This is a genomic window from Rhodanobacter sp. OR92, from assembly GCF_000427545.1.
Lineage (GTDB): Bacteria > Pseudomonadota > Gammaproteobacteria > Xanthomonadales > Rhodanobacteraceae > Rhodanobacter > Rhodanobacter denitrificans.
The window spans coordinates 333,337-348,648 of record NZ_KE386556.1 but is presented as its reverse complement, the minus strand read 5'-3'; the positions used below and the strand labels follow the sequence as shown (position 1 = coordinate 348,648).

The 15,312-nt window shown below is 69.6% G+C and carries 14 protein-coding genes; 8 read left to right on the top strand and 6 right to left on the bottom strand.

All coding sequences use genetic code 11. From position 1 onward, the window contains the following. The first annotated feature begins 20 nt into the window (after positions 1-20). Genes pip through RHOOR92_RS0113230 form a run of 3 tightly spaced genes read left to right on the top strand, consistent with a single transcriptional unit; the run spans position 21 to position 2,777 of the window. Positions 21-974, top strand: a complete 954-nt coding sequence (gene pip / locus RHOOR92_RS0113240; RefSeq protein WP_007513717.1) for a prolyl aminopeptidase — start codon at positions 21-23, stop codon at positions 972-974. Positions 975-1,008: 34 nt separating this feature from the next. After that, on the top strand, positions 1,009-2,301 hold the full coding sequence (locus RHOOR92_RS0113235) for a DoxX-like family protein (RefSeq protein ID WP_027490467.1): 1,293 nt from the start codon (positions 1,009-1,011) through the stop codon (positions 2,299-2,301). Further along, positions 2,298-2,777: a DUF2269 domain-containing protein gene (locus tag RHOOR92_RS0113230; protein WP_027490466.1), complete on the top strand. Its 480-nt coding sequence runs from the start codon at positions 2,298-2,300 to the stop codon at positions 2,775-2,777. The genes RHOOR92_RS0113235 and RHOOR92_RS0113230 overlap by 4 nt, the downstream gene beginning before the upstream one ends. Positions 2,778-2,838: 61 nt before the next feature. Here RHOOR92_RS0113230 and RHOOR92_RS0113225 read toward each other — a convergent pair whose 3' ends face one another. Further along, the gene (locus RHOOR92_RS0113225; RefSeq protein WP_027490465.1) at positions 2,839-5,019 is read right to left on the bottom strand and encodes an EAL domain-containing protein; all 2,181 of its coding nucleotides are present in this window, start codon (positions 5,017-5,019) and stop codon (positions 2,839-2,841) included. Between the two features lie 164 nt (positions 5,020-5,183). Here RHOOR92_RS0113225 and RHOOR92_RS0113220 point away from each other — a divergent pair, with 164 nt between their 5' ends. The 3 genes from RHOOR92_RS0113220 to RHOOR92_RS0113210 all read left to right on the top strand — a co-directional run bounded on the left by RHOOR92_RS0113220 (position 5,184) and on the right by RHOOR92_RS0113210 (position 8,899). Further along, a complete protein-coding gene (locus RHOOR92_RS0113220) occupies positions 5,184-7,040 on the top strand; it encodes a M1 family metallopeptidase (protein WP_027490464.1) in 1,857 nt (618 codons plus the stop codon). A 187-nt stretch (positions 7,041-7,227) separates the two neighbouring features. Further along, complete coding sequence (locus tag RHOOR92_RS0113215; RefSeq protein WP_015448920.1) at positions 7,228-8,172, top strand: alpha/beta hydrolase; 945 nt, start codon at positions 7,228-7,230, stop codon at positions 8,170-8,172. 139 nt (positions 8,173-8,311) lie between these two features. Then, on the top strand, positions 8,312-8,899 hold the full coding sequence (locus tag RHOOR92_RS0113210) for a sterol desaturase family protein (RefSeq protein ID WP_027490463.1): 588 nt from the start codon (positions 8,312-8,314) through the stop codon (positions 8,897-8,899). Between the two features lie 18 nt (positions 8,900-8,917). Here RHOOR92_RS0113210 and RHOOR92_RS0113205 read toward each other — a convergent pair whose 3' ends face one another. The 4 genes from RHOOR92_RS0113205 to ttcA form a co-directional block, all read right to left on the bottom strand. After that, on the bottom strand, positions 8,918-9,688 hold the full coding sequence (locus RHOOR92_RS0113205) for a SprT family zinc-dependent metalloprotease (protein ID WP_027490462.1): 771 nt from the start codon (positions 9,686-9,688) through the stop codon (positions 8,918-8,920). Between the two features lie 114 nt (positions 9,689-9,802). Next, complete coding sequence (locus RHOOR92_RS0113200) at positions 9,803-10,720, bottom strand: recombination-associated protein RdgC (RefSeq protein WP_027490461.1); 918 nt, start codon at positions 10,718-10,720, stop codon at positions 9,803-9,805. Positions 10,721-10,803: 83 nt separating this feature from the next. Next, on the bottom strand, positions 10,804-12,006 hold the full coding sequence (locus RHOOR92_RS0113195) for an amino acid aminotransferase (RefSeq protein WP_027490460.1): 1,203 nt from the start codon (positions 12,004-12,006) through the stop codon (positions 10,804-10,806). A 40-nt stretch (positions 12,007-12,046) separates the two neighbouring features. Then, positions 12,047-12,904 carry a tRNA 2-thiocytidine(32) synthetase TtcA gene (ttcA, locus tag RHOOR92_RS0113190; protein WP_027490459.1) on the bottom strand — a complete coding sequence of 286 codons (858 nt, stop codon included), beginning with the start codon at positions 12,902-12,904 and terminating at the stop codon, positions 12,047-12,049. A 108-nt stretch (positions 12,905-13,012) separates the two neighbouring features. On the opposite strand from ttcA, the gene RHOOR92_RS0113185 reads away from it, so the two are divergent. Then, the gene (locus tag RHOOR92_RS0113185; protein WP_007513695.1) at positions 13,013-13,219 is read left to right on the top strand and encodes a DUF465 domain-containing protein; all 207 of its coding nucleotides are present in this window, start codon (positions 13,013-13,015) and stop codon (positions 13,217-13,219) included. 19 nt (positions 13,220-13,238) lie between these two features. Next, complete coding sequence (locus RHOOR92_RS0113180) at positions 13,239-13,835, top strand: GNAT family protein (protein ID WP_027490458.1); 597 nt, start codon at positions 13,239-13,241, stop codon at positions 13,833-13,835. Between the two features lie 61 nt (positions 13,836-13,896). On the opposite strand, the gene pssA is transcribed toward RHOOR92_RS0113180, so the two are convergent. Continuing rightward, positions 13,897-15,288, bottom strand: coding sequence for a CDP-diacylglycerol--serine O-phosphatidyltransferase (gene pssA, locus RHOOR92_RS0113175; protein WP_015448924.1), 1,392 nt, complete (start codon positions 15,286-15,288; stop codon positions 13,897-13,899). Positions 15,289-15,312 lie beyond the last annotated feature (24 nt).

Here is a 15,312-nt window from a genome sequence, read left to right as displayed (position 1 = left end):
ATCCACAAGAGATCCCCGCCATGCGCGAGATGTACCCCGAGATCGAGCCGTACCGTACCCACCGCCTCGCCGTCGATGCGATCCACACCCTGTACGTGGAGGAATGCGGCAACCCCGCTGGCCTGCCGGTGGTGTTCCTGCATGGCGGCCCGGGCGCGGGATTGTCGGCCTACCACCGCCGCTTCTTCGACCCGACGCGCTACCGCATCGTGCTGTTCGACCAGCGTGGCGCCGGCCAGTCGACCCCGTTCGCCGAGCTCACCGACAACACCACCTGGCACCTGGTCGCCGACATCGAGGCGATCCGCGAACAGTTGGAGATCGAGCGCTGGGTGGTGTTCGGCGGCTCCTGGGGCTCGACCCTGGCGCTGGCCTACGCGCAGACGCACGCCGAGCGCGTGCTCGGCCTGGTGCTGCGCGGCATCTTCCTCGGCCGGCCGCAGGAACTGCGCTGGTTCAACGAGGTGGACGGCGGCGCGGCGCAGATCTTCCCCGAGCGCTGGGCGCGCTTCCTCGCCTTCATCCCCGAGGCCGAACGCGGTTCGATGCTGGACGCCTACTGGAGCCGCCTGACCAGCGACGACGAGGCCACCCGGCTCGCCGCGGCGCGGGCGTGGAGCGCATGGGAAGGCGGCAGCACCACCTTGCTGCACGACCCCGACGCCGGCGGCGAGTTCGAGGACCCGCACAAGGCGGTCAGCCTGGCCGTGATGGAGGCGCACTACTTCCGCCACGCCATCTTCCTCGAACCCGACCAGCTGCTGCGCGACGTCGGCCGCCTGCGCCACATTCCCGCCACCATCGTGCACGGCCGCTACGACATCATCTGCCCGATGGCGAGCGCATACGACCTCAGCCAGGCCTGGCCGGAAGCGCGCCTGCAGGTGGTGCTGGCCGGGCACAGCGCGGCCGACCCGGCGATCGTGGACAAGCTGGTGGCGGCAACCGACCTGATGGCCGACCGCTACTGCTGAGTTCCCCCACCGTCACCGGCACCGAGGAAACTCCATGCGCATACTGGTCACCGGCGCCTACGGCTTCATCGGCGCACACATCGTCGCGGCACTGACGGCGGCCGGCCACGAAGTAGTCTGCGCGGTGCGCGGCGCGCGCCTCGACACGCGCTTCCCCGGCCTCGCGGCGGTCGCTTGCGACATGGCCCGCGACGTGCGCAGCGAGGATTGGCTGCCCCGCCTCGCCGGCGTCGAGGCGGTAGTCAACTGCGCGGGCATCCTGCGCGAGCGCGGCGCCGACACTTTCGCTGCCGTGCACGAACAGGCGCCGCTGGCGTTGTTCCGCGCCTGCGCGCAGGCCGGGGTACGGCGGGCGATCCAGCTGTCCGCGCTGGGCCACGCCGAAGACGGCGCCTTCATCGCCTCCAAGCATCGCGGCGACAGCGCGCTGATGGCACTGGAGCTGGACTGGCTGGTGCTGCGCCCGTCGCTGGTCTACGGCGCACGCGGCTCCTACGGCGGCAGTTCGCTGCTGCGCGCGCTGGCCGGGCTGCCCGGCTTGCTGCCGCTGCCCGGCCGTGGCGGGCAACGGCTGCAGCCGATCGCCGCCGAAGACGTCGGCGCGGCCGTAGTCGCCGCGCTGGCCCGGCCGGTGGTCGCCCGCGACGTGCTCGAACTGGTCGGCCCCGACGTGCTGAGCCTGCGCGACTACCTGCTGGCCTGGCGCCGCTGGCTGGGCTTCGGGCGCGCCCGTACGCTGGCGGTACCCGCGCCGCTGGTGCGCCTGGCCTGCGCGCTGGGCGAGCACCTGGGCCGCGGCCCGCTCGGCAACACCATGGCGCGCATGCTCGAGCGCGGCAACCTCGGTGCCGCCGACGCCGTCGACCGCCTGCACGAACGCCTCGGCCTGGCGCCGCGGTCGCTGCAACGCGCCCTCGCCGAAGCGCCCAGCCAGGTGCAGGATCGCTGGCACGCGCGGCTGTATTTCGGCCTGCCGCTGCTGCGCGTGTCGATGGCCCTGCTCTGGCTCGGCTCTGGCGTAGTCGGCTGGCTGACCCCGCCGGCCGATGTGCTGGCCGCCGCTGCGGACAGTTTGCTCCCGGCTCCCGGCTTGCTCGCCCTGGCACGCGCCACCGCCAGCGCCGACCTGCTGCTGGGCGCGCTGTGCCTTCTGCGCTGGCGGCCGCGCCTGGTGCTGGCGCTGATGCTGGCGATGCTGCTCGGCTACACCGTCGCCATCGGCACCGCCTGGCCGGTCCACTGGCTGGATCCGTTCGGCGGCTTGCTGAAGAACCTGCCGCTGATCGCGGCGCTGGCGCTGCTGCGGGCGACGGAAGAGCACCGATGAACGACGCCTACGCGCTGCTGAAGACCGTGCACATCCTGTCGTCCACGCTGCTGTTCGGCACCGGCCTGGGCACCGCCTTCTTCTTCTGGCTCACCCACCGCAGCGGCCAGCCTGCGGCGATCGCGGTCGCCGCACGACTGACCGTGCGCGCGGACACCCTGTTCACCACGCCGGCGGTGATCGTGCAGCCGCTGTCGGGTTATCTGCTGATGCGACTGCTGGGCTTCGACTGGCACACGCCGTGGCTGCAGGCCGCCGCCGCGCTGTACCTGCTGGCCGGCGCCTGCTGGCTGCCGGTGGTGTGGCTGCAATGGCGGGCGTGCCGGCTCGCCGACGCCGCACTGCGCGACGGCACGGCGCTGCCGCCGGCCTACCACCGCTGCATGCGCATCTGGTTCGCGCTGGGCTGGCCGGCCTTCCTCGCGGTGCTCGCCACCTTCTGGCTGATGGTCGCCAAGCCGCCGCTGTGGGGTTGAGTCCGTCTGGCGGCACAGCGCGGGGAGCCGCCGCTTTCCCGGCCGCTTCCGCCGGCGCCCGTCAGGACACGGGGGCGTGGCGGTGGGCGACCACCCAGCGACGAAAGCTGGCGTCGCCGACCGGGCGGCTGATCAGGTAGCCCTGCAGGGCGTCGCAGCCCATCTGTTCCAGCGCCTGGCGCTGGAACGCGGTCTCCACGCCTTCCGCCACCGCCACGATGCCCAGCCGGTGCGCCATGTCGATGATGAAGCCGGCCAGCGGATTGCCGGCCTCGACCTGCAGCTCGCTCACGAAGGCGCGGTCGATCTTGAGGACGTCCAGCGGCAGGTGTTGCAGGTAGTTCAGCGAGGAGTAGCCGACGCCGAAGTCGTCCAGCGCCAGCCGGAAGCCCGCGGCGGCGAGCCGTCGCAGGGTCGCCTGCGCGCCGTCGAAATCCTGCAGCAAGGCGCTCTCGGTCAGTTCCAGGGTGAGCCGCGCCGGCGCGACGCCGGCCGCATGCACCTGCGCCACCAGCCGGGCGGCATAGTGCGGATGGACGAGTTGCCAGGCGCTCACGTTGACCGCCAGGGACCCGCCGTGGGGGATGCCGTCGCGATCCCAGGCGCGCAGGTGCGCGCAGGCCTCGTCGACGACCCAGGCGCCGAGCGCGTGGATCAGGCCGGTTTCCTCGGCCAGCGGGATGAATTTTTCCGGCGCCACTTCGCCCAGCTGCGGGTGGTGCCAGCGCAGCAGCGCCTCGGCGCCCAGCAGTTCGCCCGCGGCCGTGATCTGCGGCTGGAAATGCAGCGCGAACTGCGTGCCCATGCGATCCTGCTCCAGCGCCTCACGCAGGCCGCGTTCCAGGCGCAGGCGCTGGTCGGCCTCCTGCTGCATCGGCGGCAGGAACACCCGCACCGTGTTGCGTCCGGCCGCCTTGGCCCGGTACAGCGCGATGTCGGCCCGGCGCAGCAGGTCGGCCACGCCCACCTCGCCGACGGGGTATACCGCCACGCCGACGCTGGCACCCACCCCGAGTACGTGCCGACCCTCCATCACCGGCTCGGACACCAGCGCGATCACGTCCTGCGCGACCCGCTCCGCGCGTGCCTGCACTTCCGACGGCGTGCGTTCCCGCAACCCCAGCATCAAGACGAACTCGTCTCCGCCCAAGCGCGCCAGCGTGGCCTCGGGTGGCGCCGCGGCAAGCAGGCGCTCGGCCATGGCCTGCAGCAGGCGATCGCCGACGTGGTGACCCAGGCCGTCGTTGATGGTCTTGAAGTTGTCCAGATCGATCAGCAGCAAGGCGCCGCAGACGCCGCGCGCCAGCGCGTCGGCACGCGATTCGGCGAGCCGCTTCAGCGCACAGGCGCGATTGGGCAGGCCAGTCAGGCTGTCGTGATAGGCGAGATGGCGCAGGTTCTGCTCGGCGGCGTGGCGCGTGTGTTCCTCGACCTCGAGCTGCCGCCGGGTGTGTTCCAGTTGTGCCGTACGCCGGCGCATCTGCGCGGCCAGCGACAGGCTCATCAGCAACACGAAGGGCAGGAAGGCGAAGGCGTCCAGGTAGGGAGCCTGGTAGCCGAGCAGGTCGACCATGATGTCGCCCCACAGCAGGACGACGAACTGCACGATCAGGCAGCCGCCCAGCAACACGGCGCGCAGCGTGTCGCCGCCGCGGTACTGCGCCCATGCGCGGCCGAGCGCCCACAGGAAGACCGCATAACTGGCCACATGGAAGGCCAGACCCCAGGCCGAGGCGGCGCCGGAGACGCGGTACAGCCGCTCGCCCCACGGCAGCACGATGGCTTGGCCCGGTTCCAGGCGCGAGAAGAACAGGGTGGCCGGCGCCGACCCGTTGACACACAGCAGCACCACCATCAGCAGGCTCATCGCCAGCAGCAGGCGCCAGCGGGTGCCGGCGCCGGTGTAGGCGCGGATGAACACCACCATGGGGGCGAAGCTGGCGATGGCCGCCGCGATCATCCAGTGCAGCGCAGCGGTGGCCGCCGCCAGCCCGTCGGCCCGCGCCAGCCGCATGTTGCCAAGCGCAAGCACGGCGATGCACAGGCACAGCGCCGCGTAGGAAAGATAGACGGCTTCGCGGCGCCGCCAAAGGCCGATGACCACGAACTGCACGCCGGAGGCGAACGCGATGCCGGTGGTGGCGATCAGGGCCGCGATGAAGTAGCCGAACGCCGATGGATCCGCGCCAATCAGCATGCCCTCTCCCCAGGTTCGCGCCGCCGACGCGTAGTCGTCGATCATGGCGACATCCGTGCGGCAAGCTTGCACCTTTCGCCGTAACGAGAAAAGTCTCGGCGACGCGCCGTCCGGAACCGCCGCCCGCCATGCGACCAGGCCTTCCGTCACGGGTCAGCCAGCTTGCTGCGATGGCATACTCGTCGCATCCCTGCACCCGGAGCCGCTGCATGCGCCTGCTTTCCATCCTCGCCCTCGGCAGCCTCGTGCTGCCGCTGGCCGCCTACGCCAACGACCCGAATTCCTACGCGCAGCCCGACCAGGTGCGCGTGACCCATCTGGATCTCGACCTCACGATCGACTTCCCGCACAAGCAGCTCGACGGCCAGGCCACGCTGAAGCTGGACTGGAAGAATCCCAAGGCGCAGTCGCTGGTGCTGGACACGCGCGACCTGAAGATCGCCCGCGTCGAGGCGCTGGCCGCCGATGGCAAGGCCACGCCGCTGAAATACGCATTGGCCCCGCGCGACAAGGTGCTGGGCAGCAAGCTGACCATCGCCACGCCGAAGCATCCGGCGCAGGTGCGCATCGTCTACACCAGCTCGCCCGAGGCGTCCGGCCTGCAGTGGCTGACCCCGGCGCAGACCGCCGACAAGAAGTTGCCGTTCATGTTCTCGCAGTCCGAGTCGATCCACGCGCGCTCGTGGGTGCCGCTGCAGGATTCGCCGGCGATCCGCTTCACCTACGACGCCCGCGTCACCGCGCCGAAGGACGTGCGCGTGGTGATGAGCGCAATCAACGACGCGAAGCATCCGCTGGACGGCAAGTTCGCATTTGAGCAGCCGCACCCGATCCCGTCCTACCTGCTGGCGATCGCCGCCGGCGACCTCGCGGTGAAGGAGACCGGGCCGCGTTCGGCCGTCTACGCCGAGCCGTCGGTGGTGAACAAGGCCGCGCACGAGTTCGAGGACACCGAGCAGCTGATCGCCGCCACCGAGCAGCTGTACGGCCCGTACGCGTGGGGCCGCTACGACATCTTGGTGCTGCCGCCGTCGTTCCCGTTCGGCGGCATGGAAAACCCGAACATGACGTTCGCCACGCCGACCGTGCTGGTCGGCGACAAGAGCCTGGTCTCGCTGGTCTCGCACGAGCTGGCCCACTCGTGGTCGGGCAACCTGGTGACGTCCGCCGCGTGGCGCGACATCTGGCTCAACGAGGGCTTCACCACCTACGTGCAGGGCCGCATCACCGAGGCGGTGTACGGCAAGGCGCTGGCCGACGAGGAGGCGTTGCTGTCCGCCCGCGCCTTGCAGAAGAGCATCGGCGCGATGGCCGCCAACGCGCAGAAGCTGGCGCCCGATCCGCGCGGCATCGGCGCCGACGACGCGCTGTCCGACGTGGCCTACGACAAGGGCTCGTGGTTCCTGCGCACACTGGAGCAGCGCTTCGGCCGCGAGGCGTTCGATGCCTACCTGAAGGGCTACTTTCAGCACTTCGCGTTCCAGAGCATCAGCACCGAGCAGATGCTCGACTACCTGAAGCCGAACCTGATCGAAAAATATCCCGGCAAGATGGGCTGGGACGAGGCAAAGGCCTGGGTCTACGGCGAAGGCATCCCCAAGGATGCGCCGCTGCCCGACTCGCCGCGCTTCAACGCGATCGACCGCGAGCGCACGGATTTCCTCGCCGGCTCGCTGGCCGCCGACAAGCTCGACGCCAAAGGCTGGAACACCCAGGAATGGATGTACTTCCTCGACCGCCTGCCCGACGCGCCGCCGCTGCCGAAGATGCAGGAACTCGATGCCGCCTGGCACCTCACCGGCACGCCGAACGCCGAGATCGGCATGCGCTGGTACAGCCACGCGATCGCCGCCGGCGACAAGGCCGTGTGGAACGCCGCCGCCGAACACATGACGCGGATCGGCCGCATCTATCTCACCACGCCGCTGTACAAGGCCTTGGTGAAAACCCCGGAAGGCCTGGCCTTCGCCGAGCAGGTCTACGCCAGGGCCAAGGCCGGTTACCACCCGCTTACTCAGCAGGTGGTGGAGGGCATCCTCGCCAAGGCGAAGCAAGCGAAGCACTGACCGCCCCTCCCCCTGCTCCGCAGGGGGGAGGCTGGGAGGGGGTAGCGCTTTTGATCTTCGACCAAGGTCAAGAGCGACCCCACCCCAACCCTCCCCTGCGATGCAGGGGAGGGAGCCCAACCTGCCACATTCCAAGAAAACCACCATGCCGCCATCAACGAACACCACCGCCCCGCTCTGGAAACGCATGCTGCGGCGCCGGCTGAAATTCCTGGCGTGGCTGGCGGCGCTGCTGGCGCTCGTGCTGGGCGGGAGCTACCTGTTCGCGCCGCAATGGCTGCTGCAGGCGAACGTCGCCCGCGAGGCGATGGCGGCACATCTGGAGGATCACTCGGTGCGGGCCGGCGACACGCACTGGGTCTACTACGAAGGCGGCCAGGGGCCGACCATCGTGCTGCTGCACGGCTTCGACGCCGACAAGAGCGTATGGCTGGAGACGGCGAAGCTGCTCACGCCGCACTTCCACCTGATCATCCCCGACCTGCCCGGCTGGGGCGACTCCTCGCGGGTGCCTGGCGCCAGCTACAACATCGACGCCCAGGCCGGACGCCTCGACGCCTTCGTGCGAACCCTGGGCCTGCAGCGCTTCCTGCTGGTCGGCCACTCGATGGGCGGCGCGATCGCCGGCGTGTACGCCAGCGAGCATCCCGAGCGCATGTCCGCGCTGGCACTGCTCGACGCGTTCGGCCTGAAGGGCAAGGAGAACGCGTTCGACCGCGACGCGCTGGCCGGCAGGAACCCGTTCGTGTTCGACGACCACGCCGGTTTCGAACGCGCCACCGCACTGGCGTACGAGCAGCCGCTCGACCTGCCCGGCCGCTTCGTCGACGTGTTCATCCAGCGCAACCAGCGCGACCGCGCCTTCATCGAGCGCAGCTTCGACGAATTGCGCGAGCCCGGACAATACCTTTCCGTGCAGAACCGGCTGGGCCAGCTGACCATGCCGGTGCTCGGCCTGTGGTGCCACGACGACAAGATCGTGGACATCTCCGCGCTGGACAGCCTGCGCAACGGCCTGACCGCCGCCAGCGCGATCAGCACCAGCACCATCAACGGCTGCAACCACATGCCGATGGAGGAAAAGCCCGAGCAGACCGCGCAGATCCTCACCGGCTTCGCGCTGTCGCATTGAACAGCGCTGGCGCCGGATGCTGAACGGCGCGCCGCCGCCATTCCGCGGCATTGTGAAATGCGTGTGACACCGTGGGACAATGCCGCGGTGACGTTGCGGTCCGGCGTAACCATGCGAAGACAGGACGGTGCAGCAAGTGATGAAGCGAAGTCCGTGGCGCATCTTCGTGGACGCGGTGATGCGGATGTCCGCCACCCCCGCCAACTACTGGGCCGAACTCGGCGTGGACAGCGCGCTGTGCCTGCTGTTGCTGGTGCTGGGCTGGCGCAGGCATGCGGACGGCCCGCTGACCGCACTGCTGGCGCTCGGCCTGGGCCTGTTCGCCTTCAGCTTCATCGAGTACCTCTTCCACCGCTGGTTGTTCCACACGCGCATCCCGCTGTTCACGCAGGGCCACGACCTGCACCACGCGCGGCCACTGGGCTACGACTCGCTGCCGTTCTTCCTGCCGCCGGCGGTGCTGCTGGCGCTGGCCGGCGTGTTCGTGCTGCTGCTGCCGACCGGTTTCGCCCTGCTGCTGGCCAGCGCGATCACCTTCGGCTACATCGTCTACGGCCTGAGCCACTTCATCATCCACCACGTGCGCTTCCACCAGCCGCTGCTGCGGCGCTGGGCCGGCGCCCACCACGTGCACCACTACCACCCGGACAGCAATTTCGGCGTCACCACGCCGCTGTGGGACGTGCTGCTGGGGACGAAGTACGTGCGCCAGCCCAGGAACCACTGAGCCGGGCCGCACGCGGCATCAATCGGCCACGTCGTCGACCAGTCGGTCGAGTTCGGCCTTCAGGATCGCGCCGTGCTGGCGCAGCCAGTCGCGCTGTTCGCGCCAGTCCGGAAACAGGTTCTCGACCTGCGCCCAGAACCGCGGCGAGTGATTGCGTACCTTCAGATGGCACAGCTCGTGAGCCAGCACGTAGCGCAGCGCCGACGGCGGCGCCAGCGCCAGCGCGAGGTCGAGGTTGATGCGGTCGCGGGTGTCCAGGCTGCCCCACAGGCTCTTCATCGGCCGGATCCTGAGCGAGGTCGGCGCCAACCCCAGCTGCGGCACGTAGCCGGCCAGCCAGCGCGAGACGTCGCGGCGGATCAGCGTTTCCAGGTGCGAGGCGAGCAGGCCGCGGGCGATCGGCAGCGCGCGGGTGTGCGGGCGTGGAATCACCAGGGTCAACCCGGTCGCATGCGGCTCGATCTTCGGATAGGCACCCTCGACCCAGTCCAGTTCCGCCAATTCGCCGCGCAGCGGGAAGCTGCACGGATAGCCCACGCGCAGCGGCGGCAACGGCTTCACGATCAGGTTCAGTTCGTCGAGCTTCTGCTCCAGCCACTCGGCGTGGCTGCGCAGGAACGCGCTGACCTGGGCCGGGTGGGTGCCGAGCGGATAGGTCACCCGCGCGCCCTGCGGTGTCACCGTGAGGCGCAGCCGGCGGGCACGCGGATGGGCGGTCTTCAGCACCCGGATGATGCTGCCGCCCACCGTTGCCAGTTCCAGCCAGTCGCCTTCCAGATGCTGCGCCATGATCCTGCCTGCTGCTTGCCCGGGCCCGTGCTGATCAAGAGGGAATCGGCCGCCCGCAAGCGACCGGACGCCCAGTATGGCGCGCCGGACGTCCCGGCGATATGGCTTTTTCGTTCAGCTATCGGCCGGGCGCGGCAGGCCGAACCATTCCTCCAGCTTGCCCAGCAGCCGCTCCAGTTCCAGCGTCAGCAGGGCAAAACCGGCGTCCAGCTCGGCGCGGGCGTCCTCGTGGCTGTCGCCCAACTCGTCCATCACCACGTCGAGGAACCTCAGCTTGCGCACGATCAGGTCCTCACCGAGCACGAAACTGATCCGCTCATCGAAGGTGAGACCCAGCATGAACACCTGCTTGCCGTTGCGCAGGTGCTCCTTGACTTCCTCGGCGTCCAGGTCCTGCCGACGGCAGCGGGCGATCGCGCCGGTGGCGGTGGCCGGGTCGCGCAGCTCGCACTCGTCGCCCAGGGTCAGGCCAGCCGGCAGGTTGCCGGTGGCCAGCCAGTCGGTCATCAGTACGCGCGGGCCTTCCTCCGGCGCCAGCGGCACCGCCGGGAAGCTGCCCAGCGCCTCGCGGATCTGGGTCAGCGCGTTCTCGGCCGACTTGCGGCTGGAGGTGTCCAGCACCAGCCAGCCATGCTTCTTGTCGGCGTAGGCGGACATCCGCGAGTTGCGCACGAAGGCACGCGGCAGCAGTTCGGTGAGCAGGTCTTCCTTGATCCGCTTGCGCTCGCGGCCGCCGACCTTGCGGCCTTCCTCCTCGGCGATCTTCTGCACCTTGCGCTGCAGTTCTTCGTTGATCACCGCCGCCGGCAGCAGCTTGTCCTCGCCGCCCACGGTCAGCAGGGTGCAGTGCTTCACCGCATGCGTGAGCGGCTCGCCTTCGCCGCGCCCGACCGGCGGCACGAAACCCTTGGTGAACATCTCCAGCGGCCCGCACGGGCGCAGCCGGTGCTCGGCCAGCACTTCGTCGAGGCGGTCGAGATCGGTGGCGACGGCAGGGGAAAAACGGAACAGCGTGAGGTTGCGAAAGAACATTCGGTATCCGGATCAGTGTCGCCACGAAGGCGCAAGGAGGTTCGTCGCCATTCCAGCGCAAGCCGGGATGACGACAGGGAATTTCAGCGGGTGACGGCCGCGACCGCCGCGGCCACGGTATCGAGATTGGCCTGGTTCAGCGCGGCCACGCAGATGCGCCCGCTGTCCAGCGCATAGATCGCGTACTCGTCGCGCAGCCGGTGCACCTGCGCCTTGCTCAGGCCGGAATAGGAGAACATGCCGGCCTGCTTGTTGATGAAGCCGAAATCCGGCGCGCCGAGCGCGGCCAGCTTTTCGACGAAGCCGGCGCGCATCGCGTGGATGCGCCCGCGCATGCCGCCCAGCTCTTCTTCCCAGCGCGCGCGCAGCTCGCTGCTGCCGAGCACGCCGGCGACCAGCGCGGCGCCGTGCGTGGACGGGCTGGAATAGATCGTGCGGATGACCTGCTTGATCTTCGACTGCAGCCGCTCGGCCTCGCCGCGATCGGCGCCGACCATCGACAGCGCACCGACGCGCTCGCCGTACAGCGAGAACGACTTGGAGTACGAGTTGGCGACCACGAACGCCTCGATGCCGGACGCCGCCAGCAGGCGCACCGCGGTGGCGTCCTGTTCGGTGCCCTGGTCGAAGCCCTGATAGGCCATGTCGACGAACGGCAGCAGCCGGCGCTCCTTGAGCAGTTCGATCAGCTGTTGCCACTGCGCCGCATCCAGGTCGACGCCGGTCGGGTTGTGGCAGCACGCGTGCAGCAGTACCACCGTGCCGGGCTCCAGCTTGCCCAGGTCCTCCAGCATGCCGGCGAGATCCAGGCCGTGGCTGGCCGCGCTGTAGTAGCGGTATTCCAGCAGCTCGAAGCCGGCGGTGCGGAACACCACGTGATGGTTGCCCCAGCTGGGGTTGCTGATCGCGACCTTCGCCCCCGCGCCGGCCACCTGCTTCAGCAGGTCGGCCGCCACGCGCAGCGCGGCACTGCCGCCGATGGTCTGCGCGGTGGCCACGCGGCCGGCGGCCAACAGCGGCGATTCCGCGCCGAACACCAGTTGCTGGGTCAGCCGGTTGTACGCCGCCAGGCCGTCGATCGGCAGGTAGCCGCGCGGCTTCGCCGCCGCGGCCAGCGCCTGTTCCACCTCGTGCACGGTCGGCAGCAGCGGAATACGACCCTGCTCGTCGACATAGATGCCCACGCCCAAGTTGATCTTGCCCGGGCGCAGATCGGCCACGTAGGTCTCGGTGAGGCCCAGGATCGGATCGCCAGGGGCCATTTCAAGGGATGCAAAGAAGGACACGGCGGTTACTCGACAGACAGTGGAAGGGTGGGCGGAACGTTCAAGCTTGCAGGTTCGCGGTCTCATCCGCCGCGGCGGCAGGCCAGGCCGCGGCAGACGACGCGCCCAGCGTGAAATCGAACAGCGTGCGGTCCGCCAGATGCGAGGGTGACACATGCGCCAGCGCGCGAAAGACGTTCTCGCTGCGCCCGGGCTGCTGCTGTTCCCAGCCGGCCAGCATGCGCCGCACCGCCTGGCGCTGCAGATTGTCCTGCGAACCGCACAGGTTGCACGGGATGATCGGGAACTGCCGCTGCGTTGCGTACTCGGCGATGTCGCTCTCGCGGCAATACGCCAGCGGGCGGATCACCACGTGGCGGCCGTCGTCCGAGCGCAGCTTCGGCGGCATCGCCTTCAGCTGCGCCTGGTAGAACAGGTTGAGGAAGAACGTGGCGAGGATGTCGTCGCGATGATGGCCGAGCGCGATCTTGCTGATGCCGTTCGCCGCCGCCCAGGTGTACAGCGCGCCGCGGCGCAGCCGCGAACACAGGCTGCACAGGGTCTTGCCGGCGGGGATCACCCGCGTCACCGCGCTGTAGGTGTCCTGCTCGATGATGTGGAACGGCACGCCGCGCGACTTCAGGTAGGCCGGCAATACGTGCGCCGGAAAACCCGGCTGCTTCTGGTCCAGGTTCACCGCGACCAGCGCGAAGCGCACCGGCGCCTTCGCCTGCAGTTGCAGCAGCAGATCCAGCAGGGTGTGGGAATCCTTGCCGCCGGACAGGCACACCATCACCTTGTCACCATCCTCGATCATGCCGAAATCGCCGATCGCCTGCCCGACCTGGCGACGCAGGCGCCGGGCCAGCTTGCCGGCCTCGGCGGCCGATGGGCGGGTAATCTCGAGCGGGACGGACATGACGGCCAGGCGGACGAAGAAGAACCCCCATTGTAGCCGGCTGCGCACGCCGCTACCGCTGCGCAAACGGCGTTAAACTAATGAAGTCGCCCCCAGCAGTCGCTTGCCATGCAGGTTCAGGATCACGCCGAGATCGTCCATCTCCTGGCCGAGTTGCGGATGGAGCATCGCGACCTCGATGCGGCGATCGATCAGCTCGCGTCCGCCATCGGCCGCGACGAGCTGCAGCTGACCCGGCTGAAGAAACGCAAACTGCTGCTGAAGGACAACATCGCGCGACTCGAGAGCAAGCTGATCCCCGACCTCGACGCCTGACCATCACGCCGGACTCTCCATGAACCCGTTCGCCCCGATCCGCCTGCACGACGAGCATGTCGTGCTGGAACCGCTGAGCCTGGACCACGCGCCGGCCCTGGAAGCCGCCGCCGACGGCGAGCTGTGGAACCTCACGGTCACCAGCGTGCCGCCGCCGGGACAGGCGCGCGGCTACGTCGAAAAAGCGCTGCAGGGCCAGGCCGACGGACTGATGCTGCCGTTCGCCGTGCGCGAGGCCGGCAGCGGCGAGGTCGTCGGCAGCACCCGCTACTACGAGATCGACGCCGCGCTGCCGCGCCTGGCGATCGGCTACACCTGGTACGCCAGGCGCTGGCAGAAGACCCACCTCAACACCGCCTGCAAGCGACTGCTGCTGGAGCACGCGTTCGAGGCGCTGGACTGCGTGGCGGTGGCCTTCCACGCCGACGAGGGCAACGAGGCATCGCTGCGCGCGATCGAGCGCCTCGGCGCGCAGCGCGAAGGTGTGCTGCGCGCGCACAAGCGCCGCACCGACGGCAGCCTGCGCAACACCGTCTGCTTCAGCATCCTCGCCGATGAATGGCCGCACGTGGCGAACTGGCTGGGCATGCGGCTGGACCGCCTCGCCGTGCGGTAAGGCGGGCAGCGCCCACCGCTGTCGCCACGGCATCCCGAAAAACCGGCGGGCCGTGCCCGCCCTACAGCAGGCGGTTGACCAGCCGGTCCAGCCGCACGCGGTTCACCCGGCGCAGCAGCCGGCGCACTTCGGCCGGGTAGCGCCGCGGGTTTTCCAGCGCGCGGTCGTCGCTCAGCCGTACGGCATGCCGGCGCAGGGCCGCCCACTCCGCCGCGTGCTTCGCCTGCAGCAGGTGCGCCGGGTCGCGCAGGACCAGGCCGTTCTCCAGGTCCAGCGACCACGCGCGCGGGTTGAGGTTGTTGCCGGTTAGCACCGCCACGTCGTCGTCGACGAACAGGCCCTTCAGGTGGTAGCTGTTGTCGCCGTCACGCCACAGGTACAAGTTGAGTTGGCCGCTGTCGATGTGCCGGCGATGCGCCCGCGCGAAGCGGCGCAGGTTGTTCTCGTACAGGTAGGGCAGCAGGCCGATGGTCTTGAACGGCTGCCCCGGCGGGATGTAGAAATCGTTCGCGGTCTTGTCGCCGACCATGATGTCGATGCGGCAGCCGTGCCGCAGCAGCTGGCCCAGCACGGCGCGCACCGGTCGCGGCAGGTTGAAGTACGGCGTGAGCAGCAGCACCCGCTCGCGCGCGCCGCGCAGCAGCTCCAGCAGCGCCTCGTTCAGCGCGTTGTCGCTGCGACCGAAGCCCAGCAGCGGCGTCACCGCGACCTCGCCGCCGGTCAGCGTCGCCGGCGGCACCTCGTAACTCGCCCGCTGCAGCTGCTGGCGGAATTCGCGGATCGCCGGCTGCAGTGATTTCGTGGACGGCACTCCGGCCAGATCCAGCCGCCGCACGGCATCGCTGCCGACGAAGTGGCGCTGCACGAACCCGGCCATCGCATCGGCCAGGCCGGCATGCTGCAGCAGGTGATAGCGGTCGAGCCGGTAGCGCCCGTGCCGCACCAGGTAGACGTCGTTGAGGCTGGCGCCGCTGTACAGCACGGCGTCGTCGATCACGAAACCCTTCAGGTGCAGCACGCCGAACAGCTCGCGGTTCTGCACCGGCACGCCGTAGAGGTCGACGCCCGGACCGAACCGCGCGGCGAGCTCGCGGTACATGCCCGCATTGCCTTCGCTCTTCTGCTTGCCGATCAGGCCGCGTTGCGCGCGATGCCAGTCGACGAACACGGATATCCGCAACCCCGGCGCGCGCAGCTTCGCCGCATGCAGCGCGCCGAGCACTTCGCGGCCGCCGTCGTCGTCCTGCAGGTACAGCGCCACGATCACGATGCGCCGGCTGGCCTGCGCGATCAGGCGCAGCAGCGTCTGCCGGAACGCGGCCGGATCGGGCAGCACGGCGATGGCCGCGGCCGGCACCGCGAAGAACGGCAGCTCGGCGCGCGCGCGCGGTTTGCGCCGGAACGGCAGCATGCGGCGCGCGAGCCGGCCGGGTGCGTTGATCAACTGGTTCATGGCGGCATCGGCAGGCAACAGCAC

Coding starts and splice junctions, on each gene's coding strand:
- pip (WP_007513717.1), top strand. CDS start 21: ATGCGCGAGATGTACCCCGAGATCGAGCCGTACCGTACCCACCGCCTC.
- RHOOR92_RS0113235 (WP_027490467.1), top strand. CDS start 1,009: ATGCGCATACTGGTCACCGGCGCCTACGGCTTCATCGGCGCACACATC.
- RHOOR92_RS0113220 (WP_027490464.1), top strand. CDS start 5,184: ATGCGCCTGCTTTCCATCCTCGCCCTCGGCAGCCTCGTGCTGCCGCTG.
- RHOOR92_RS0113210 (WP_027490463.1), top strand. CDS start 8,312: ATGAAGCGAAGTCCGTGGCGCATCTTCGTGGACGCGGTGATGCGGATG.
- RHOOR92_RS0113230 (WP_027490466.1), top strand. CDS start 2,298: ATGAACGACGCCTACGCGCTGCTGAAGACCGTGCACATCCTGTCGTCC.
- RHOOR92_RS0113200 (WP_027490461.1), bottom strand. CDS start 10,720: ATGTTCTTTCGCAACCTCACGCTGTTCCGTTTTTCCCCTGCCGTCGCC.
- RHOOR92_RS0113185 (WP_007513695.1), top strand. CDS start 13,013: ATGCAGGTTCAGGATCACGCCGAGATCGTCCATCTCCTGGCCGAGTTG.
- ttcA (WP_027490459.1), bottom strand. CDS start 12,904: ATGTCCGTCCCGCTCGAGATTACCCGCCCATCGGCCGCCGAGGCCGGC.
- RHOOR92_RS0113180 (WP_027490458.1), top strand. CDS start 13,239: ATGAACCCGTTCGCCCCGATCCGCCTGCACGACGAGCATGTCGTGCTG.
- RHOOR92_RS0113205 (WP_027490462.1), bottom strand. CDS start 9,688: ATGGCGCAGCATCTGGAAGGCGACTGGCTGGAACTGGCAACGGTGGGC.
- RHOOR92_RS0113215 (WP_015448920.1), top strand. CDS start 7,228: ATGCTGCGGCGCCGGCTGAAATTCCTGGCGTGGCTGGCGGCGCTGCTG.
- pssA (WP_015448924.1), bottom strand. CDS start 15,288: ATGAACCAGTTGATCAACGCACCCGGCCGGCTCGCGCGCCGCATGCTG.
- RHOOR92_RS0113225 (WP_027490465.1), bottom strand. CDS start 5,019: ATGATCGACGACTACGCGTCGGCGGCGCGAACCTGGGGAGAGGGCATG.